General features: G+C 73.2%; 17 protein-coding genes and 1 pseudogene. 7 read left to right on the top strand and 11 right to left on the bottom strand.

Annotation, left to right across the window (positions count from 1 at the left end; translation table 11 throughout):
• The first annotated feature begins 187 nt into the window (after window positions 1-187).
• Genes crtI through AMK11_RS24910 form a run of 4 tightly spaced genes read left to right on the top strand, consistent with a single transcriptional unit; the run spans window position 188 to window position 4,212 of the window.
• Window positions 188-1,705 (top strand): phytoene desaturase family protein, encoded by a 1,518-nt coding sequence (gene crtI / locus AMK11_RS24925; protein ID WP_073730242.1) that lies wholly within the window; start codon window positions 188-190, stop codon window positions 1,703-1,705.
• Window positions 1,702-2,703, top strand: coding sequence for a phytoene/squalene synthase family protein (locus AMK11_RS24920; protein ID WP_073730241.1), 1,002 nt, complete (start codon window positions 1,702-1,704; stop codon window positions 2,701-2,703). The genes crtI and AMK11_RS24920 overlap by 4 nt, the downstream gene beginning before the upstream one ends.
• Window positions 2,700-3,707, top strand: coding sequence for a DUF5914 domain-containing protein (locus AMK11_RS24915; protein ID WP_073730240.1), 1,008 nt, complete (start codon window positions 2,700-2,702; stop codon window positions 3,705-3,707). Before AMK11_RS24920 ends, AMK11_RS24915 begins: the two co-directional genes overlap by 4 nt.
• Window positions 3,708-3,723: 16 nt before the next feature.
• The gene (locus AMK11_RS24910) at window positions 3,724-4,212 is read left to right on the top strand and encodes an MSMEG_6728 family protein (protein WP_073730239.1); all 489 of its coding nucleotides are present in this window, start codon (window positions 3,724-3,726) and stop codon (window positions 4,210-4,212) included.
• Window positions 4,213-4,219: 7 nt separating this feature from the next.
• Here the strand turns inward: AMK11_RS24910 and AMK11_RS24905 are convergent, their stop codons facing one another.
• Complete coding sequence (locus AMK11_RS24905; protein ID WP_073730238.1) at window positions 4,220-4,966, bottom strand: hypothetical protein; 747 nt, start codon at window positions 4,964-4,966, stop codon at window positions 4,220-4,222.
• Between the two features lie 225 nt (window positions 4,967-5,191).
• Here AMK11_RS24905 and AMK11_RS24900 point away from each other — a divergent pair, with 225 nt between their 5' ends.
• Window positions 5,192-6,130, top strand: a complete 939-nt coding sequence (locus AMK11_RS24900) for a DMT family transporter (RefSeq protein WP_073730237.1) — start codon at window positions 5,192-5,194, stop codon at window positions 6,128-6,130.
• Here AMK11_RS24900 and proP read toward each other — a convergent pair.
• Window positions 6,094-7,629: a glycine betaine/L-proline transporter ProP gene (gene proP / locus AMK11_RS24895; RefSeq protein ID WP_241847071.1), complete on the bottom strand. Its 1,536-nt coding sequence runs from the start codon at window positions 7,627-7,629 to the stop codon at window positions 6,094-6,096. The genes AMK11_RS24900 and proP overlap by 37 nt on opposite strands.
• A 379-nt stretch (window positions 7,630-8,008) precedes the next feature.
• On the opposite strand from proP, the gene AMK11_RS38210 reads away from it, so the two are divergent.
• Window positions 8,009-9,736 (top strand): hypothetical protein, encoded by a 1,728-nt coding sequence (locus AMK11_RS38210; RefSeq protein WP_073730236.1) that lies wholly within the window; start codon window positions 8,009-8,011, stop codon window positions 9,734-9,736.
• Window positions 9,737-9,747: 11 nt separating this feature from the next.
• On the opposite strand, the gene AMK11_RS24885 is transcribed toward AMK11_RS38210, so the two are convergent.
• The 7 genes and pseudogenes from AMK11_RS24885 to AMK11_RS24855 form a co-directional block, all read right to left on the bottom strand.
• Window positions 9,748-11,079, bottom strand: coding sequence for a lipase family protein (locus AMK11_RS24885; protein ID WP_073730235.1), 1,332 nt, complete (start codon window positions 11,077-11,079; stop codon window positions 9,748-9,750).
• A gap of 202 nt (window positions 11,080-11,281) precedes the next feature.
• A pseudogene (locus tag AMK11_RS24880) lies at window positions 11,282-11,581 on the bottom strand (exonuclease domain-containing protein); the annotation flags it as partial.
• Window positions 11,582-11,608: 27 nt separating this feature from the next.
• Window positions 11,609-13,678, bottom strand: a complete 2,070-nt coding sequence (locus AMK11_RS24875; RefSeq protein WP_073730234.1) for an iron ABC transporter permease — start codon at window positions 13,676-13,678, stop codon at window positions 11,609-11,611.
• A gap of 7 nt (window positions 13,679-13,685) precedes the next feature.
• On the bottom strand, window positions 13,686-14,672 hold the full coding sequence (locus AMK11_RS24870) for an ABC transporter substrate-binding protein (RefSeq protein WP_073730233.1): 987 nt from the start codon (window positions 14,670-14,672) through the stop codon (window positions 13,686-13,688).
• On the bottom strand, window positions 14,669-15,532 hold the full coding sequence (gene cdtA / locus AMK11_RS24865) for a siderophore ABC transporter ATP-binding protein CdtA (RefSeq protein WP_073730232.1): 864 nt from the start codon (window positions 15,530-15,532) through the stop codon (window positions 14,669-14,671). The genes AMK11_RS24870 and cdtA overlap by 4 nt, the downstream gene beginning before the upstream one ends.
• A gap of 102 nt (window positions 15,533-15,634) precedes the next feature.
• The gene (locus tag AMK11_RS24860) at window positions 15,635-16,198 is read right to left on the bottom strand and encodes an MSMEG_1061 family FMN-dependent PPOX-type flavoprotein (protein WP_073730231.1); all 564 of its coding nucleotides are present in this window, start codon (window positions 16,196-16,198) and stop codon (window positions 15,635-15,637) included.
• A 78-nt stretch (window positions 16,199-16,276) separates the two neighbouring features.
• On the bottom strand, window positions 16,277-17,455 hold the full coding sequence (locus tag AMK11_RS24855) for a spore photoproduct lyase family protein (protein WP_073730230.1): 1,179 nt from the start codon (window positions 17,453-17,455) through the stop codon (window positions 16,277-16,279).
• Window positions 17,456-17,615: 160 nt separating this feature from the next.
• On the opposite strand from AMK11_RS24855, the gene AMK11_RS24850 reads away from it, so the two are divergent.
• Complete coding sequence (locus AMK11_RS24850) at window positions 17,616-17,801, top strand: hypothetical protein (RefSeq protein ID WP_073730229.1); 186 nt, start codon at window positions 17,616-17,618, stop codon at window positions 17,799-17,801.
• A 46-nt stretch (window positions 17,802-17,847) separates the two neighbouring features.
• On the opposite strand, the gene AMK11_RS24845 is transcribed toward AMK11_RS24850, so the two are convergent.
• Together AMK11_RS24845 and AMK11_RS24840 are read right to left on the bottom strand one after the other, a co-directional pair.
• Entirely contained in the window at window positions 17,848-18,639 is a 792-nt protein-coding gene (locus AMK11_RS24845; RefSeq protein ID WP_073730228.1) for an SAM-dependent methyltransferase, read from the bottom strand.
• Between the two features lie 117 nt (window positions 18,640-18,756).
• On the bottom strand, window positions 18,757-19,398 hold the full coding sequence (locus AMK11_RS24840) for a sugar O-acetyltransferase (protein ID WP_073730227.1): 642 nt from the start codon (window positions 19,396-19,398) through the stop codon (window positions 18,757-18,759).
• Window positions 19,399-19,479 lie beyond the last annotated feature (81 nt).

Below are 19,479 nucleotides of genomic sequence, written 5' to 3'. Positions count from 1 at the left end.
GGGCCGTGGCCGGGGACGCACGGTGCATGCATCCGCGGCGCACCGTCCGGCCGAAACACCCACAGCACCACGCACCCGGCACGGCCCGTGCCGCAGCCGACGACGAGAGGACCCGGATGCGCCCCACCACCCCCGACGGCGGCACGGACCAGCCGCGTGACCGGCCCCGCGCGGACGGGGGCCCGCGATGACGCGGACGGTGACCGGCCGCACCGACCACGTCGTGGTCGTCGGGGCGGGGCTGGCCGGCCTCGCCGCCGCCCTGCACCTGCTCGGCTCCGGACGGAGGGTGACCGTCGTCGAACGCGACCCGCTGCCCGGCGGCCGCGCGGGACGGCGCGACCTCGGCGGCTACCGTCTCGACACCGGCCCCACCGTGCTCACCATGCCCCACCTGGCCGACGAGGCGTTCGCGGCCGTCGGCGACCGGCTGGCCGACCACGTCGAACTGCTGCCCCTGCACCCCGCCTACCGGGCGTGCTTCGCCGACGGCGGCACCCTCGACGTGCACACCGACGCCGCCGCCATGGAGGCCGAGGTCGAACGCTTCGCCGGTGCCCGGGAGGCGGCCGGGTACCGGAGGCTGCGCACCTGGCTGACGCGGCTGCACGCCGTACAGATGCGCCGGTTCATCGACGCCAACTTCGACTCGCCGCTCGGCCTGCTCACCCCGGACCTGGCCCGGCTCGCCGCCCTCGGCGGCTTCGGCCGGCTGGACGCGCGCATCGGACGGTTCCTGGCGGACGAACGGCTGAAGCGGGTCTTCTCCTTCCAGGCCCTGTACGCCGGTGTCGCACCGGCCCGCGCCCTGGCCGCCTACGCCGTGATCGCCTACATGGACACCGTGGCCGGCGTGTACTTCCCGCGCGGCGGCATGCACGCCCTGCCCCGCGCCATGGCCGCCGCCGCGGCCGGAGCCGGGGCCGACCTGCGCCTCGGACAGGACGTCACCCGGCTGGAACGGTCCGGCTCCCGGATCACCGCGGTCGTCACCGCCGGCGAACGCATCCCGTGCGACGCCGTCGTCCTCACCCCCGACCTGCCCGTCGTCCACCGACTGCTGGGCCGCCGCCCGCGCCGTCCGGTCGCGCTGCGCCACGCCCCCTCCGCGGTCGTCCTGCACGCGGGCACCAGCCGCACCTGGCCGCACCTCGCCCACCACACGCTCTCCTTCGGCACCGCCTGGCGCCGCACCTTCGACGAACTGACCAGGACCGGCACCCTGATGAGCGACCCGTCCCTGCTGGTCACCCGGCCCACTGCGAGCGACCCGGCCCTCGCCCCCGAGGGCCGGCACCTCCACTACGTCCTCGCCCCCTGCCCCAACACCGATATCGGCCCCGACGCCCGCGCCTGGACCGACCTCGCCCCCCGCTACCGCGACCGGCTGCTCGCCACCCTCGAAGGCCGGGGGCTGACCGGCCTCGCCGCCGCGATCGAGGAGGAGTGCCTGGTGACACCCGCCGACTGGACCGCCCAGGGGCACGCCGCCGGCACCCCCTTCTCCGTCGCCCACACCTTCGCCCAGACGGGACCCTTCCGGCCACGCAACCTCATGCGCGGCACCGACAACGCGGTCCTAGCGGGCTGCGGCACCACCCCGGGGGTCGGCGTGCCCACCGTGCTCCTCTCCGGGAAGCTGGCCGCCGCGCGCATCACCGGGACACCCGGACGCCGCACGGCGGCGAGGGGCGGACGCCGATGACCCGCCGCGAACTGGACGCCGCCGGCATCACCGACCCGGCCCTGCGCGCCGCCTACGGCCACTGCCGGCGCCTCAACGCCCGCCACGGCCGCACCTACTTCCTCGCCACCCGCCTCCTGCCCGTCGACCGCCGGCCCGCCGTGCACGCCCTGTACGGCTTCGCCCGGTGGGCGGACGACATCGTCGACGACATGGGCGACGGGGCGACCACCGCCGAGCGCGCCGCCACCCTCGCCCGGCTGGAGGACGAGCTGCGGCAGGCGCTGACCGGCGGCGCCCGGCCCACCACCGAACCCGTGGTGCGCGCCCTCGCCGACACGGCCGCCCGGTACGCCATCGACCCGGCGCACTTCACCGACTTCATGGCCTCGATGCGCAGCGACCTCACGGTCACCGACTACGCCACCTACGCCGACCTGCGCGCCTACATGCACGGCTCGGCCGCCGTCATCGGCCTCCAGATGCTGCCCGTCCTCGGCACCGTCACCGCCCGCGCCCACGCCGCGCCGCACGCCGCCGCGCTGGGCGTCGCCTTCCAGCTGACCAACTTCCTGCGCGACGTCGGCGAGGACCTGGACCGGGGACGGATCTACCTCCCGGCGGACCTGCTGGCCGCGCACGGCGTCCAGCGGGACCTGCTGCTGTGGAGCAGACGGACCGGCCGCCCCGACGCCCGCGTCACCGCCGCCCTGCGCGCCGCCGAGGACCTCACCCGCGGCGTCTACCGCGAGGCCGCCCCCGGACTGGCCATACTGGACCCGGTGGCCCGGCCCTGCATCCGCACCGCGTACGTGCTCTACCGCGACATCCTGGACGCCGTCGCCCGGAGCGGGTACGCGGTACTGCACCGGCGCGCGGTGGTGTCCCGCCGCCGGCGCGCGGCGGTCGCAGCCGACGGGCTCGCCCGCGTGGCCGCCGCCCGGCTGGGGGCCGCCGCGCACCGGACGCCACCGGTGCCGGCCCGGCACGACGCCTGCTCCGCGAAGGAGGCCGGATGAGGCAGGACCCGCCCAGCCCCCGCAAGGGCCGTTACCCCCTGCGGCTGCGCCGCCGCGCCGTCCCCTGGCAGCATCAGCGCCCCACCTGGCGCGAGGCCCGCCCCGCCCTCATCGCCCAAGCCCTCAAGCGCGCCCTGGCCCGCCCCTCCGGCAACTGGTACGTCCTCGGCGCGAGCACCGCCGTACGAGCGGACCGTCCGCTGTCCGGCAAGGTCGCCGGCGCCGAGGTCGTCGTCTGGCGGGACGCCGACGGCCGACTGGTGGGCGGTCCCGGCGCCTGCCCCCACCTCGGCGCCCCCCTGGCGGACAGCCCGGTGCGGTGCGGCACGCTCGTGTGCCACTGGCACGGACTCGCCCTGGACGGCTCCCCGTTCGCCGGCTGGGAGCCGCTGCCGGTCCACGACGACGGCGTACTGGTGTGGGTAAGGCTGGACACCGCCGGGAAGGAGACGCCCACCTCCGCCCCCGTCGTCCCCGTCAGACCGGCGCGGGCGACGGCCCTGACGTCGGTGTGGCGCGGGGTCGGCGTCTGCGACCCCGAGGACGTCGTCGCCAACCGGCTCGACCCCTGGCACGGCGCGTGGTTCCACCCGTACTCCTTCGTGGACCTCACCGTCGTCGAGGTGCCCGGTGAGGACGACGACCGCTTCGTCGTGGACGTGTCCTTCCGGCTCACCGGCCGTCTCGTCGTGCCCGTGCGCGCCGAGTTCACCGCGCCCGGACCTCGCACCGTCGTCATGCGCATCACCGACGGCGAGGGCACCGGGTCCGTCGTGGAGAGCCACGCCACGCCGCTGGGCCCGGACGAGCGGGGCAGGCCGCGCACCGCGGTCACCGAGGCGGTGCTGGCCACCTCGGACCGGCCGGGATTCCCCGTGGCCCGCCGCCTGGCACCGGCCCTGCGCCCCCTGATGCGCGCCGCCGCCGGCCGCCTGTGGCGCGACGACCTCGCCTACGCCGAACGCCGCAGACACCTGCGCGAGCGCGGCGAGTTCCCCGGCTGAACGGAGCAGGACCGGCATGCAGACCTTCCTCCCCCACCCCGGATTCCGGGAGTCGGCGCTCGCCCTGGACCGCCGCCGGCTCGGCAAGCAGCGGGTCGAGGCGCTCCAGGTGCTGCGCGGCCTGACCGTGCCGGGCTACGGCTGGCGCCGGCACCCGGCCGTGCGCATGTGGACGGGGTACGAGGAGGCCCTCGTCCGGTACGGCCTGGAGATCTGCCGCGTCTGGCGGGAGCAGGGGCACCAGGACGGCGTCGCGGCCTCCCTCGTCGCCGGACTCGCCGCGTGCCGCCCGGGCGAACCGGTGCGGGACCAGGAGGAGCTGGCAGGGGCCGGTGAGTTGCCGCCCTGGCTCGGTGACGAGGCCTTCCACCGCAGCCACCGGTCGGCGCTGGTGCGCAAGGACCCGGAGGCGTACGCCGGTCTGTTCCCCGGCGTCCCCGACGACCTGCCCTATGTGTGGCCGGCCTCGGACCGGGAGGGCGGGGAGACGGGGAAGGGCGCCTGAAGGGGCGTCAGGCCTTCTGCTCGCCGGCGAGTTCCTTCAGGTCGACCGTCTGGTCGGCCGGCGGCTGTTCGGCCTGAACCGGCTCGTTGTACTCGCTGAAGGTGACGCTGCCGGGGCTCTTGCCGCCCTCGGTGGTGCTCTTCAGGATGTACGGCTCGCCCTCCGTGGCGACGTACAGGGCGAGGGTCTCGCCGCCGGAGGTCTTCTTGGTCAGCTTCAGGGCCTCCTCGCCGCCGACCTCCGTCGTGCCGTCGCGCTTCATGCCCTGGCGTTCGGACTTGTCCTCGTCCATGGCCGCGATGAAGCCCTGCTTGTCGCAGACCCCGGCGGTCGCGGCGTCGCTCGCCGGCATCTTGACCCACTTGCCGTCGAGCTTCTGAGCCATCTGCTGCGAGGCGCCGGGCTGCTGCCCCAGCGTGTTCTGCCAGTACTGCTGGTCACCGCGCAGGTAGAGCGTCGCTTCGGTGTGGCGCACATCTGCCTGGGCCTCGCCTGTGCCGATGGTGCCCTCGCAGTTCTTCTCCTGGTCGACCGAGACGTCGATGGTGACGGTGCCGCCGTCCTCCGGGCGTACGTCGCCCTTCATGTGCAGGGACTTCGCCTGCTGGGTCGCTTCGACGGCCTTCGCCGCGATGTCGTCGGCGCTCTGCCCCTCGAACGGTTCGCTGCCGCCACCGGAATCGCCGCAGCCGGCCAGTAAGGCGACGGAGACGCTCGCGGTCGCCACAGCGGTTGCCACTTTGATGGTGCGCACTGGCGGTTTCCTCCCAAGTCGGTTCATGACCGTCTCATGACTGTCAAATCCCTTGCTGTCCCGATGTGTTGGCATCGGAACGTTCCGACTACCCCATTTCCTGTGACATGCACGCGGTGGAGAACCCGTGACGCCCGTGTGAGGGCCTGCCGGTCCGATTGGTCCCCGATGAAGCCCGTCCGGTGGACTCCATGACGGGCCGCCGTGCTTCCTAACGTCGTGGTCATGAACGCCACCACCACGCGCGGGGCCCTGCTCGCCGCGCTCGCCTGTGTCCTCGTCGGAGGATCCTTCACCGCCAACAGCCTGCTCGGCGACTATCCGTACGCGGGCGGCCAGTTCCTGCGCTACGCGCTGGCCTTCCTGCTGCTCGTCCCGTTCGCCGGCACCGGCGCGACGGCCCGGCTGCGCACCCTCGGGGCCGGCCGGTGGCTGCGGCTCGCACTGCTCGCGGCCGTCGGCATGGTCGGCTTCAACCTCGCCGTGCTCGCCGCCGAACGCACCGCGGAACCGGCGGTCCCCGGCGTCTTCGTCGGCTGCGCCCCGGTGGTCGTCGCCGTGGTCGTCCCCCTCCTGGACGGGCGCCGGCCGCAGCGCGTCGTGCTGTACGGGGCGCTGTTCGTGGCCGTGGGCGCCCTCACCGTCCAGGGCTGGGGCCGCACCGACGCGGCGGGCATCGCCTTCTCCGTGTGCGCCCTGGTCGGCGAGGTCGGTTTCGCCGTACTCGCGGTGCCCGTACTGCGGCCCCTGGGCCCCCGGCTGCTGTCCACCGTGGTGTGCGGCATCGCGGCGGTGGAGTCGGCGTTGGCCGGGGTCCTGATCGACGGTCCGGACTGGCTGCGGCGACCGGACGCGGTCGAGGCCGGGGCCCTGCTGTGGCAGGCGGCGGTGGTCACCGTCGTCGGCTTCGTGTGCTGGTACATGGGCATGCAGCGGATCGGCGCCGAGCGCGCCACCCTCTTCTCCGGCCTGATCCCCGTCGCCGCCGCCTGCACCGCCCCGCTCGTCGGCACCGGCTCCTACGGCGCCGCGCAGGCCGTGGGCAGCGCGCTGGTGTGCGCCGGAGTCGCGGTCGGGTCGGGCGCCCTGCCCTGGCTGACCCGCCGGGGCCGGGTGCCGGCGGGGCGTCAGCGGGCCTCCGAGCGCTCCTTGGAGAAGCTGTAGAGGTCCTTGGAGGTGATGATCAGCTCCCGCTGCTCCTGCCGGGAGCCGACCATGGGCTGCGAGCCGCGCAGCGGCACCTGGGCGCTCTCCGGCAGGAACCGCACGGTCACCAGGCCGATGACACCCGCCACCATCAGGTAGTAGGCGGGCATCAGCTCATCGCCGGTGATGCTCACCAGAGCCTCGGTGAACAGCGGGGTGGTCCCGCCGAAGGCGGCGACGGCGAAGTTGAAGCCGATGCCCATGGCCGCGTAGCGCACGGCGGTCGGGAAGAGCGCCGGCAGGGTGGCGGCGCTCGGCGCGGCGAAGCAGGCCAGCAGGGTGGACAGGAGCAGCACCCCGGCGACCGGCTGCCAGGTGCCGTCCGCCGTGAGGAGCAGGAAGGCCGGCACGGCGAGGACGATCATCGCGACCGCGCCGACCGCGTAGAGCGGGCGGCGGCCGACGTGGTCGCTGAGCCGGCCGAGGAAGGTGATCAGCAGCACGATCCACACCATGCCGATCAGCACCAGCACGTCGGCGAAGCCGCTGGACCGGCCCAGGGTCTCGGTCTGGTAGGTGGGCAGGTAGCCGGTGACCATGTAGTTGGTGACGTTGTACAGCAGCACCAGGCCCATGCAGATGAGCAGCGGACGCCAGTGGTCCTTGACGATCGTCTTGAACTCGCTGCCCGCGGACTCCTGCGCGAGGCTCTTCTCGTGCTCGTCGAGCTGCTGCTGGAAGGCCGGCGACTCCTCCAGCTTCAGCCGCATGTACAGGCCGATGAGGCCCAGCGGGCCGGCGATCAGGAAGGGGACGCGCCAGCCCCAGTCGAGCATCTGGCCGTCGGTCAGCGCCAGGTTCAGCACGGTCACCAGCGCCGAGCCGAGCGCGTAGCCGACGAAGGTGCCGAAGTCCAGCCAACTGGAGAGGAAGCCGCGCCGCCGATCGGGTGAGTACTCCGCGACGAAGGTGGTGGCGCCGCCGTACTCACCGCCCGTGGAGAAGCCCTGGAGCATGCGGGCGAGCAGCAGCAGGATCGGGGCGGCGATGCCGATGGAGGCGTAGCTGGGGATCAGGCCGATGGAGAAGGTGCCGATCGCCATCAGGATCATCGTGGTGGCGAGCACCTTCTGGCGGCCGACGCGGTCCCCGAGCGGGCCGAAGACGAGACCGCCCAGGGGCCGTACGACGAAGGCGGCGGCGAACGTGGCGAAGGACGAGATGACCTGGGCGGTCGGGGAGGCGTCCGGGAAGAAGACCTTGCCGATGGTGGCGGCCAGGTAGCTGTAGACGCCGAAGTCGAACCACTCCATGCAGTTCCCGAGGGCGGATGCCCCGACCGCCCGTTTCAGCAGCGGTCCCTCGACGACCTGGACGTCCTCCTCGCGGAAGGCCCGCTTGTTGCGGCGCAGCCGCCGGGTCAGTTCCTCGCGCACCTGCCGGGGCAGGTGCGCGACCGTACTCGGCGTCTTCACCCGGCCCAGAGGGCCGGACCCGCCGTCAGGCCTCGCGTTCACCAGGCTGCCGCCTTCCTGTCGCTCCACGACGTTCCGCCTGAGCGAATTCTGTGCCGCAGTGATCGTCCGGCGCACGCGGAGCGACTGCCGCAGGGAGCGGGAACCTGGGCCCCCGCTCCGGGGAGCGCGGTGGTCCGGTCGATGCCCGCTGCGGCCGCGGGCGTCCCAGGTCGCGGCCGCCCAAGCGGTGGGAGCGCACGCCACAGCGTCCGTACGAGGTCGACCGGCACCGGGCGGCTGCCCGTGCGGGCACCGCGCCGGACACCGGGCTTGGGCCCGCCCGGAGCCCGAATGGGCTCCCGGGCCCTGCCGGTGGGCCCCGCGCGCCGCCTACCGTCACCGCACCGGACGTGGAGACGAGGAGCAGGGGAGGCGCGGGGTGCCGCTGTTCGGCGGGGCGGGGCAGGAGCGCGCGGGCGGTCGCGCCGGGCGGGACGGCGGGCAGAGCGCCGTGGAGTACCTGGGCATGGTCGCGGTGGCCGGCGCCGTCGTACTGGCCATCGCGGGCACCGCCCTCGGGACGGAGATCGACGACCGGATCATGTGCCAGGTGCAGCGGGTCGTCGGCACGGACGGGTGCGGTTCGCACGACACCGAGGGCGCCCCCGGCCCCGGCGAACCGCTCCCGCCGGGCGGTGACCCCTTCCAGCCCGCCAAGTGCCTGCTCGCCTCGGAGGAGACGAAGGACACCGTCGTGGTGCAGATCCTGTTCATCAAGATTTCCAGCACCGAGCAGGTCAAGGTGATGCAGTGGTCCGACGGGTCCGTGATGCTCGAACGGGTCACCAGTACGGGCGGCGGCGTGACCGCGAGCATCGGCGCGGACATCCCGGGGCTGAAGAACTGGGGCGGCGGAGCCTCGCTGGGCGGAAGCTACGTCAGGAGCAGCGGCAGCGGCGGACGGTGGCTGTTCAACGGGCACGACTCCGACGATCCGCAGGCGGACCTGGAGGCGAACCTCGCGGACGCCGAGCAGTTCGCCGAGTACCTCAAGGCCGCGCACAAGTGCCGCAGCCGTCCACCGGGAGCCCGGTCCGCGGAACTCGGCATGATCTGCAGCCACGCCGCGGACGACAAGAAGCCGGACGTCGATCCCGAGAAGGCCCCGGACGTCGACATCACGAAGACCACCACGGAGCTCTCCGGCGAGGTGAGCTTCGGCGGCAAGTACGCCAAGGACGACAAGGCGGTGAAGTCCCTGAAGGACGACATCGCCGCCGAGATCCGCAGGAACAACCCGAAGGCCTCCCCGAAGGAGCTCGAGGAGAAGATCAAGAAGGCGCAGGAGACGGTGATCGGCTCGGCGCCCGACACCAAGGACATGGGCAACGGCTCCCTCCAGGGACTGTCCGGCACCATGAGCAAGGACGTCGTGGTGATGCGGGCGAAGACCGGGCCCGACGCCGGCAAGATCACCTTCGTCTACACCTTCGAGATGAGCGGCAAGTCCGGTGCCGGCGACCAGACCGGCGCCACGCGCATGCAGCAGATCGCCGTCACCTACGACGCCGAGGCCTACGACCGGGAGACCGAGGAGGGACTGCCGCACCGGCCCCAGAAGCTGAAGATCACCACGAGTGAGGAGAGCGGGGGCGGCCCCGGCGTCACCGTCGGCGCGGGAGTCAACACCGGCCCCGTCACCATCGACGTCGGCGGCGGCGGAGGCAGTACCGAGACCCGCCTGCACACCGAGATCGCGGAGATCACCCTCACCGACGACACGGACCGCGAGACGGTGGAGGACTGGATCCGCGGCCGCGGCGACAACCCTGCCGAGCAGGGGGTCCCCTCACCGTCCTCGCTCGTCGGCCCGCTGCCCTCGGACGCCGGCCCGATCGACCGCCTGCTGCACGGCAAGGCACAGATCAGCAGCCTGGACTACGACGTGAACACCGACTGGTGGAACGCCTCGCTCGGCATCGGCTTCGGCGTCTCGGCCGGCTCCCTCAACGCGGGTTTCAAGCTGTTCGGCATCGACGTCACCCACGAGGAGCGCACCCAGACGATCACCGGCAACCCGGCCTACGCGGGGGCGCCCGGCAGTGACGGCAGCCGTCCGTGGAAGCCGTTCACCAACTGCAGCGACACCGAGCCGATCACCACCTGAGCCGGTGCGGCTCAGGGCTGCACGGGCATGCTCCAGCAGTTGGAGCGGGCCGGTTCACCGGAGAGCCGGTCGGTGAGCCAGGAGATGGCCTTGCCCTGATCGGCCAGCAGCGGGGCGAAGTGGTTGAGCAGGCCGCTGCCGACACCCGGCAGCACCACCGGGTCGTAGGTGACTTTCGCGCCCTTGCGGCACCAGTCGACGGCCAGCTGCCGGGACTGGTCGTGGGGGACCAGGTCGTCGGCGGTGCCCGTGGCCACCCGTACCGGACTGGCGGGCTTCAGCTCGCCGATGCGCTGTTCGGCGAGGAACGCCTGCAGGGCCGGTTCGGCCCGGATGACGTCGCCGATCGACTGCCCGCCCTTCGTCCAGGCGGTGCTGCTGTCGCCGCCGTACGCGAAGAGCGCGTCGCCGACGCACATCGTCGACAGGTCCTTGAGCGCTTCCTCACCGGCCGGGTTGATGTACCGGTCGGCGATCGGCCGCAGCGCGGGCTCGCTCTGCAGGAAGCCGTTGAGCGACCAGCCCAGCGCGCCCGCCAGGTCGCCGCCGTCGATCGCCTCGGTGACCTCGACCAGGTCGGCGGGCGGAGCACCGGCGTAGGTGCCCGCCAGAGTGACGTCCGGGGCGTAGGACGGCTGGAGTTCGGCGGCGGCTGCCGTCGCCCCGCCGCCCTGGCTGTACCCGAAGAGTCCGACCCGGGAGCCGGAGGTGACCGACGCGGAGTCGAGGGAACGAGCGGCGCGTACGGCGTCCAGGACGGCGTGGGCCCCGTCGACGCGGTTGACGTAGGTGTGCAGCCGGTCGGTGGTGCCGAGGCCGACGTAGTCGGTGACGACGACCGCGACACCGCGCAGCAGCAGCCGGTAGATCGACAGGTCCTCGTAACCCACCGAGATCGTCTCGCCGTTGAACCGCAGCGGGTGCTCCAGGGCCATCGAGGCGGCGCACTGGTCACCCTGGCCCATGGTGCCGGGCGCGACGGCCACCAGGGGACGCGGCCCGTCGCCGCGCCACTTGGCGGACGGTTCGATGTAGGCGCCGGTCACGGCGACCGGTTCCCCGTTGGCGTCGGTGGACTTGTACATCAGCCGGGTCGCCTCTCCGGGGAGGGGACCGCCGAGGCCGGGCAGGCTCAGTGCCAGGGGCAGCGGCTCGCTGCGGATCAGCGCGCCGTCGGCCTCGGGCAGGCCGGCCGGCGGGGTGTAGAAGGCGGGGATCTCGATGCCGCGGGAGACTTCCGTGGCGGCGGCCGGTCCGTCGGCCGCCACGGCGGGGACGGCCTGGGCGCCGAGGGCGAGCGCGACGGTGACCGCCGCGGCGAGCGTACGTGGACGTGGGGGCATGGCGAACCTCCTGGGGAAGGGCCGGAAACCGGTCGTCCGCGGCCTGGTCGGGCCAGGGCCGTGGCCGCGCTGCACCTGTGGGGTTACGGGACGGTAACCGGACAGGAGTTACCGCGGGTAGCGCCATGCTCATTACGGTTCAGTAACTTGACGCGCTGTCTAACAACGGTCACGTCGAGGGACGGCGCCTGCGCCATGCCGGGCCGTCCGCGCGGACGAACCGGTGCCGGTCGTAGTCGCCCCAGCCCGCCCAGGGCCGGAGCGCCGCGCCGTGCTCACGCACCAGCGTGTCGCAGGCCTCGGCGAAGCTCACGCCCGCGTCGGCCTCGGCCTGGGTGATCCCGGTCAGTTCCGTGCAGAACGCACTGACCCGGGAGCGGACGGGCCGCACCATGAAACGGTGCCGCTCCGCCCGCTCCCGGGCCACGAGCCCGATCCCGACGACCTCGCTGACCGCGCCGGTGGGCGGCGGCCCTTCCCAGCAAGTCGCCTCGATGTCGATGACGTTCGGCGGGCCCGCGGCCTGCGGCTACCGGCGGCTGCGCACCAGCAGGTACAGGAAGTACGGCGTGCCGATGACCGCCGTCATGAGGCCCGCGCCGAGCTGGGACGGCGCGATCACCGTGCGGCCGATCAGGTCGGCCGCGCACACGAGCACCGCGCCGAGGAGGACCGCGACGGGTACGACCCGCACGTGCCGCCGGCCCACGAGGGCGCGGGCCGCGTGCGGGGCCACGAGCCCGACGAACCCGATCGTGCCCGCGCACGCGACGGCCGTCGAGCTGAGCACGACGCTCAGCACCAGGAACCCGAGGCGCCCCGGGGCCAGCCGCATGCCGAGCAGCCGCGGGGTGTCCTCGTCCAGGGACACCAGGTCCAGCTCGGTCCGCCGGGCGACGGCCACACCGATGCCGACGACCAGCGCCAGCGCGACCGGCACGACGTCCGGCATGGTCCGCCCGTAGGTCGAACCCGACAACCAGGTCAGGGCCTTGGTGGCGTTGAACGGGTCGGTCAGCACGATCAGCAGGCTGATCATCGCCGCCGTACCGGAGGCCGTGCCGATGCCGACGAGGATCAGCCGGTTCTGCTGGAACCCGCCCCGGGCGGCGAGCCCGAAGACGACGACCGCGGTGATCGCGGACCCCGCGAACGCCGCACCGGCGACGCCCCACGTACTGGCGAGAGGCGCGGTGGTCACCAGGATCACGGCGCCCAGCGCGCCGCCGCCGGTGACGCCCAGGACGCTGGGCTCGGCGAGCGGGTTGCGCGTCACGGCCTGCACCAGCGTGCCGGCCAGCGCGAGCGCCGCTCCCGCGCCGAGCGCGGCGAGCACCCGGGGCACCCGCGTGTCCAGGACGAAGGTGACGGTCCGTCCGGCCCGTCCCTGCGCCCAGTTGACGACGTCACCGAGGAGCAGCTTGCTGTCGCCGACCAGCACGGCGGCGATCACCAGGCCGATCAGGACGACGACCAGGACGGCAACGGTGATCACGAACGCGGTACGGCTCGGGGTGCGCAGCCGGTCGGGTGCGCCGGCCCCGGCGGTGTCCCGCATCCGGACCGCCATCACGACCAGGAACACGGCACCGACCAGGCTGGTGACGACACCCGTGGGCACGGCCACCGAGAGGTCGTCCGAGACGAGCGTCCGCAGCACCACGTCCGAACCGAGGACCAGGGCCGCGCCGGTCAGCGCGGCCGCGGGGAGGGCGGCGCGGGAGCGTGCGTAGCCTCGGAACCGGCGGGCCAGCGGGCGGACCAGGGCGGGGGCGCACAGGCCGACGAAGCCGATCGGCCCGGCGAGCGTGACCGCGGCGGCGGACAGCAGCGCCGCCAGGACGACGACCGTGACGCGGGTCGCCCGGACCGGTACGCCCAGCCCGCGGGCCGCGTCGTCGCCGAGGGCGAGCGCGTCCACCCGGCGGGCCGTCAGCAGCAGGCCGACGAGGCCGATGACGGCGACGGGCAGCATCTGCAGGACGCCGTCGAAGCCGTTCTGGCCGATGCTGCCCTGGTTCCACTGGTAGAGGCCCTCGGTCTGCTCGGGGAAGAGCAGCAGCAGTCCCTCGGTCATGGAGTTCAGGCCCAGCATCAGTGCCGTGCCGGCGAGCACGAGCCGGACCGTGCCCGTGCCGAGGCCGGACAGACCGAGCACGACGGCCGCCGCCGCCAGGCCGCCGAGGAAGGCGACGCCGGAGGACGCGATCATGGGCAGCGAGAGGCCGGTGGCGCCGGCGAGGCCGAGCGCCAGGTAGGAACCCGCGTTGACGGCCAGGGTGTCGGGCGAGGCCAGCACGTTGCGGCTGACCGCCTGGAGGACGGCGCCGGCCATGCCGAGGACGGCTCCGACCAGCAGGCCGGCGGTCATCCGGGGCAGCCGGGAGGCGACGACGACCGAGGCGTCGCCGGCGTCGGCCTGCCCGGTCAGGGCCCGCCACACCTCGGAGGCTCCGACGGCGGCGGTGCCCTGGGTGATGTCGACGACGGCGAGGACGGCGACCAGCAGGACGAGTCCGGCCGTCACCGCGGCCGCACCCGACCGGGGCGTGGAAGCCGTCGACGGACGGGCAGCGGGTTTGGTTGCGGTGACGGCCATGGCTTCGCTACTTCGTGAGCGCGCCGACGACGGCGTCGATGTACGCCTCCATCGACCCGGGACCACCGAACATCCAGATGCCGTCGTTCAGCCGGTGCACGTCGCCGGCCTTGACGAACGGCAGGGACTTCCACACCGAGTTCTCGGTGAGCGCGCCGGTGAACGGCGTGGCGTTCGGGTCCTCGTCGTTGCCGATGTAGGCGAACTGGACGTCCTTCGGCAGGGCGGTCAGGCCCTCCACGTCGGTGGCGCCGAGACCGTAGGCCTCGTCACCCTTCACCTTCCAGGCGTTCTTCAGGCCGATCGCCTCGTTGACCTCACCGATGAGCGAGGTGGCGGTGTAGGGGCGGACCGAGACCTGGTTCGAGGTGACGTAGCCGTCGGCGAAGGCGATGTTCTTGCCGGCCATACCGGCGTCCGCGAGGGCCTTCTTGCCCTCGGCGACCTTCGCCTCGAAGTCCTCGCGGATGGTCTCGGCCTTGTCCGTGGTGCCGGTGGCCTTGGCGATCAGGTCGACGTTCTCCAGCATCTGGTCGATCTGGCCGGTGCCGTCGGCGGACTTCACCTCCAGCACCGGGGCTACCTCGCGCATCTGCTTCACGGCGGCCGGCGGCAGGTCCGTGGTGGCGACGATGAGGTCGGGGGCGAGGGAGGCGACGGTGTCCATGCTGGGCTCGCCGCGCGTCCCGATGTCCTTGGGGTTGCCCTTCAGCGGGACCGAGGTGTCCCACGTCTTGTAGCCCTTGACGTCGGCGACGCCGACCGGTTCGACACCCAGGGAGAGCAGGCTCTCGACGACGTTCCACTCGGTGGCGACGACCTTGGTGGCCGGGCCGTCGAGCTTCACCTCGGTGCCCTTGCCGTCCGTGAGGGTGATGGCCTCGGAGGCCTTCTTCTCCTCCGACTTGTCGGCGGCGGGTTCGGTGGTGCCGCAGGCGGCGAGGGTGAGCGCCGCGGCGGTGGTGGCGGCCGCGGTGAGCAGGAGGCGTCTCATGAGGTGGTGCCGAGCCTTTCGGGGGTGCGTATGTGGTGGCGGCCGATTGGGCGGGTGCGCAGCCGGCCGGTGAGGGGGTCGGTGTCGACGTCGATCCGGATGCCGTAGACGGCAGTCAGCCGTTCCGGCGTCAGCACGTCCTCGGGCGGGCCGTCGGCGACGATCCGGCCCGCTTCGAGGAGCGTGATCCGGTCGGCGACGGCCGCCGCCTGGTCGAGGTCGTGCAGGACGACCCCGACGGCGATGCCGTGGTCGTCCGCCAGGTCCCGGATGAGGTCGAGGAGTTCTACCTGGTACCGCAGGTCGAGATAGGTGGTGGGCTCGTCCAGGAGCAGTACGCCGGTCTCCTGGGCGAGGCAGCTCGCGAGCCAGACCCGCTGCAACTGCCCGCCGGACAGATGGTCGGCGCCGCGGTCGGCGAGTGTGTCGACGCCGGTGAGCGCGAGCGCCCGGTCCACGGCGGCCGGGCCGTCCGGGTCGGGGCGCCCCCAGCGCCCCCGGTACGGGTAGCGGCCGAACTCGACGACGTCCCGCACGGTGAGTCCGCCCGGCGTCGGGCGTCCCTGGGTCAGCAGGGCGACGTACCGCGAGAACTCACGGGACGTCAGCGCCAGGCCGTCGGTGTCGCCGTCGATCCTGAGCGTGGCGCTGCGGGCCCGCTGCAGCCGGGCGACGGTCCGCAGCAACGTCGACTTCCCGCTGCCGTTGGGGCCCACCAGGACGGTCACTTCACCGGGCCTGAGCCTGACCGTCGCGTCGTGCACGACGTCGACACCGTCGTACGCCACGGTGACGTCCGTGGCCGACAGTTCGTGTCCGCGCAGGCGTGGGCTGTCGGCTGCGTCTTCACCAGATCTCACATGGCGAAGGTTAGCCTAACCTAAAAAGCGCTGGTAGAGACGGGGGTCACACAGTCCGTTGACGGCACCGCCCCGTTGCTCCCTCGCCGTCGTGCCGTGCTCTCAACTCGCCTGCCACGACTGGGGTTTCCACAGCCCCGCCCGGTTCAGGGACTGCGGGCAGTGCAGGTAGATCTCGTCGATCTCCAGCAGGAGCGCCAGGTCCGGACGCCGTCCGTCCCGTGCCATGGCGTCGAAGAAGGGCGCGTCGGTGAGGATGCGGGCCCGGCCGTTGACCCGCAGCACCTGCTTGCCGCCGGGGACCAGATAGAGCAGGCCGGCGTGCGGGTTGTCGAGGATGTTGTGGAAGCTGTCCCCGCGCCGGTTCCCCGGGCGGTCCGGGACGGCGACGGTGGCGGGGTCGAGGACGTGCGTGAAGCCCGGGGCGTCGCCGCGCGGCGAGACGTCGCAGTTGCCCCGGGCGTCGGAGGTGGCGAGCAGGCAGAAGGGGGAGCGGGACAGGATGTCCCGGTCGTCGTCCGTGAGCCGGCCGTGCACCTTGTCGATGACGACGGGCCAGGGCTCGCCGAGCAGCTCGCGCAGCTCGGCGTGCGAGCCGAGTTCGGTCCAGCCGGCTTCGCCGGTGGTGTCGGGCCGGTCTCCGGCCGTTTCGATCGTGGGTGGCAAGGCCGGCTCCAGGGTCCGTACGGCAAGTAGTTGCACGTAGAACCGTATCTGGCGTCGGGTCCGGCCCGTCCGCCGCCGTCAGAAGGCGTACCGGATGCGCAGCCAGGGTGCGTGGGAGGCCACCAGGGCCCGGACCCGCGCCACCGCGTCCGCCTTGACACCCACCCGGTAACGCACGTTCAGCGCGCCGTTCTCGGAGCGCTTGGCCTCCTGGACATCCGGCCGCCACAGCACCTCCTCGGCGCGCGGGTGCCAGCCCAGGTTGACCTCGTGCAGCTCCCGGTTGTGCGTCAGCATGATCACCTCGGCGGCGGCCTGCCGTTTGACCCGGTCCGGCAGGACGTCGTCGAGCTGCCGCAGCAGCTCGCCCCAGGCCTCCTCCCAGCCCGGCCGCACGACGACGGGCGACAGGTTGAAGTGCACCTCGTACCCGGCGTCCAGGAAGTCGGCCGCCGCCGCGACGCGCTCGGCGACCGGGGAGGTGCGTACGTCCAGCAGCCGGGAGTCCTCCGGCGGCATCAGGGAAAAGCGGATCCGGGTGCGGCCGCGCGGGTCGAGGGCGAGCAGGTCGGGATTGACGAACTTGGTGGCGAAGGACGCCTTCGCCGTCGGCCACTGCCGGAAGGCGTGCACCAGGTCGGCGGTGTTGTCGCAGATCAGGGCGTCCACCGAGCAGTCGCCGTTCTCGCCGACGTCGTACACCCAGGCCTCGGGGTCGCACTGGTTCGGCTCGGGCTTGGGCCCCTGCCGGGCGATGTGGCGGCCGAGGTGGGCGATGATCCGGTCGATGTTGGTGAAGACGGTGACCGGGTTGGCGTACCCCTTGCGCCGGGGCACGTAGCAGTAGGCGCAGGCCATCGCGCAGCCGTTGGAGGCGCCGGGGGCGATCCAGTCCGCGGACCGTCCGTTGGGGCGGGTGGTCAGCGTCTTCCTCTCACCCAGGACCAGCGTCTCGCCCTTGACCCGCACCCAGCGCTCCACGTTGCCCTCGTTGCCGTGCAGGCCGGGGATGCGCCAGTGGGAGTCCACCTCGACGACGCGGGCGTCGGGGAAGCGGGCGAGGACCTGCCGGCCGCGCGGGGACGCGGCCGCCGCCGGCTCGGCGTGGATCTCCCGGACCGGCAGCAGGCGGCGGGCGGCGGCGGAGTCCCGGAAGAGCGGACCGGCGGGCGGGGCGGCCGGCGGACCGGGGGCCAGGGCGTCGAGGCCGAACAGGGCGCCGGAGCCGTCGTCCGGTGCGGTGGACGGGTCGTGCATGGGGACTCCGGGAGGCGAGGGTGCGGTGGGGCACCGGCGGCGGTCGGCCGGGTCCCGTCCCTCCACTGTACGAAGCGTGCGCGAGAGCCGGCCGTGTCACGCCTCCCGTCGGGGGCATACGCGTGACACGGCACCGGCCCGGTGCCCCCGATCCGAAGGGATGTACACCGTGCTCGCCATCATCGCGGCGGTTCTGTTCCTCATCGCCTGGCTGATCAACGCGGCGGAGATCTCGACCAACGACATCTTCACCGCCACCAACGTCATGCTCGTCGGCCTCGCCCTGCTCGCCCTGCACGTCGCCGGGATCGGCAGCGGCCGGCCGGCCCGACGGCGCAGCCGCTGAGCCACCGTCCTCGCGCCCCCGCCCGGCCCGCCCCGCGGCCTTCGCGTCAGGGGACGCGCGCCACGCCCGCGTAGATGCCGCTCTCCTCGGGCGCGGGCGGCTCCTGGCCCTCGCCGTACCACTCGGTGGTCGTGACCAGACCGGGCGGCAGCAGCTCCAGCCCGTCGAAGAAGCGCGCCACCTCGGCCCGGGTGCGGAAGCCGAGCTCGATGCCGCCCTTGGCGTACTGGGCGATCACGTGCTCCGCCATCTCGGGGAAGAGGTCGATCGCGGCGTGCGAGAGGACCAGATGACTGCCCGGTGGCAGCGTTTCGACGAGTCCGCGCACGATGCCGTGGGCGTCCTGCTCGTCCGTGATGAAGTGCATCAGGGCGATCAGCGACAGGGCGATCGGCCTCTCGAAGTCCAGGACCTCGCGGGCGTGCCGCACGATCGCGTCGGGCTCGCGCACATCCGCCTGGATGTAGTCGGTGGCCCCCTCGGCGCTGCTGACCAGCAGCGCCTGAGCGTGCCGCAGCACGATCGGGTCGTTGTCGGCGTAGACGACCTTGGCCGCGGGCACCGTCCGCTGGACGATCTGGTGCAGATTGGGCTCGGTCGGGATGCCCGTGCCGATGTCCAGGAACTGGTCGACGCCCCGGGCGGCGAGGTGCGCCACCGCGCGGTGCATGAACGCGCGGTTCTGCCGCGCCGCGTCCCGCGCCTCGGGCGGCAGCGTCTCGCCCACCGCCTCGTCGACGGGGTAGTTGTCCTTGCCGCCCAGCAGCCAGTCGTAGACCCGCGCCGGGTGGGCCCGGCCGGTGTCGATCCGCGGGTGCTGGGAATGGTCCGTCGTCATGGCAGGCTCCGTGGTCCGGGAGGTGACGCTCCGCCGCGATTCTCGATCATCGTACTGCCCCGCGGTCCGTGCCATGTGCCAAGCGCACGGCGGAAGTTGACGATCACTGTCGGCCGGTCAGCCGGCGGCCCGGCGCGCGGCGCGCGGCGGGCGGTAGGCCCACTCCCGGTCGGCGTCGGTGATCTCGCGGACCACCCGTGCCGGGGACCCGGCGACCACCACCATGGGCGGCACGTGCGCCGTGACGACGCTGCCCGCGCCGACCACCGAGCCCCGCCCGACGGTGACCCCGGGCATGATCTGCGCGCCCGACCCGATCCACACGTCGTCCTCGATGCGCACCGGCGCCGAGAACTGGGTGCCGTCCCGGCGCAGGTCCGGGTGGACGGGGTGCCCGGTGGTGCTGACGGTCACGTGCGGCGCGAACATCACCCGGTCCCCGACGAGGACCTCGACGTCGTCGACGAGGGTCAGCCCGAAGTTGGCGTACACGTCGTCGCCCAGGTGCACACGGCTGCCGTAGGCCACGTGCAGCGGCGGCTCGATCCAGACGCCCGTGCCCACCGAGCCGAGCAGCTCCTTCAGGACCGCCCGGCGGCCCTCCTCGTCGCGGGCGCCGGTCCGGTTGTAGGCGTCGGCCAGCTCCTTGCCCCGCGTCCGTTCTTCGGCCAGCCCTTCCAGTCCGGGTGCGCCGTCCGCGTAGAGCTCGTGCGCCGCCATCCTGCGGCGTACGTCGAGTTCGCGGGGGTCGGTGGTCATGCCGTCTCCTTCGGTCGGTGCGGGCCAAGGGCCGGCCCGGTCCGCGCGAGCGGCGGACCGGGCCGTGAGCGGGTGGGCAGA

The organism is Streptomyces sp. CB02414 (assembly GCF_001905385.1).
GTDB lineage: Bacteria > Actinomycetota > Actinomycetes > Streptomycetales > Streptomycetaceae > Streptomyces.
The sequence above is the reverse complement of the archived record's forward strand: the minus strand, read 5'-3'. Positions and strand labels throughout refer to the sequence as shown.

Excerpts from the sequence above, each read along its gene's own strand:
- crtI (WP_073730242.1), top strand. The coding sequence starts at position 188 with ATGACGCGGACGGTGACCGGCCGCACCGACCACGTCGTGGTCGTCGGG.
- AMK11_RS24920 (WP_073730241.1), top strand. The coding sequence starts at position 1,702 with ATGACCCGCCGCGAACTGGACGCCGCCGGCATCACCGACCCGGCCCTG.
- AMK11_RS24915 (WP_073730240.1), top strand. The coding sequence starts at position 2,700 with ATGAGGCAGGACCCGCCCAGCCCCCGCAAGGGCCGTTACCCCCTGCGG.
- AMK11_RS24910 (WP_073730239.1), top strand. The coding sequence starts at position 3,724 with ATGCAGACCTTCCTCCCCCACCCCGGATTCCGGGAGTCGGCGCTCGCC.
- AMK11_RS24900 (WP_073730237.1), top strand. The coding sequence starts at position 5,192 with ATGAACGCCACCACCACGCGCGGGGCCCTGCTCGCCGCGCTCGCCTGT.
- AMK11_RS24885 (WP_073730235.1), bottom strand. The coding sequence starts at position 11,079 with ATGCCCCCACGTCCACGTACGCTCGCCGCGGCGGTCACCGTCGCGCTC.
- AMK11_RS24875 (WP_073730234.1), bottom strand. The coding sequence starts at position 13,678 with ATGGCCGTCACCGCAACCAAACCCGCTGCCCGTCCGTCGACGGCTTCC.
- AMK11_RS24870 (WP_073730233.1), bottom strand. The coding sequence starts at position 14,672 with ATGAGACGCCTCCTGCTCACCGCGGCCGCCACCACCGCCGCGGCGCTC.
- AMK11_RS24855 (WP_073730230.1), bottom strand. The coding sequence starts at position 17,455 with ATGCACGACCCGTCCACCGCACCGGACGACGGCTCCGGCGCCCTGTTC.
- AMK11_RS24850 (WP_073730229.1), top strand. The coding sequence starts at position 17,616 with ATGTACACCGTGCTCGCCATCATCGCGGCGGTTCTGTTCCTCATCGCC.
- AMK11_RS24845 (WP_073730228.1), bottom strand. The coding sequence starts at position 18,639 with ATGACGACGGACCATTCCCAGCACCCGCGGATCGACACCGGCCGGGCC.
- AMK11_RS24840 (WP_073730227.1), bottom strand. The coding sequence starts at position 19,398 with ATGACCACCGACCCCCGCGAACTCGACGTACGCCGCAGGATGGCGGCG.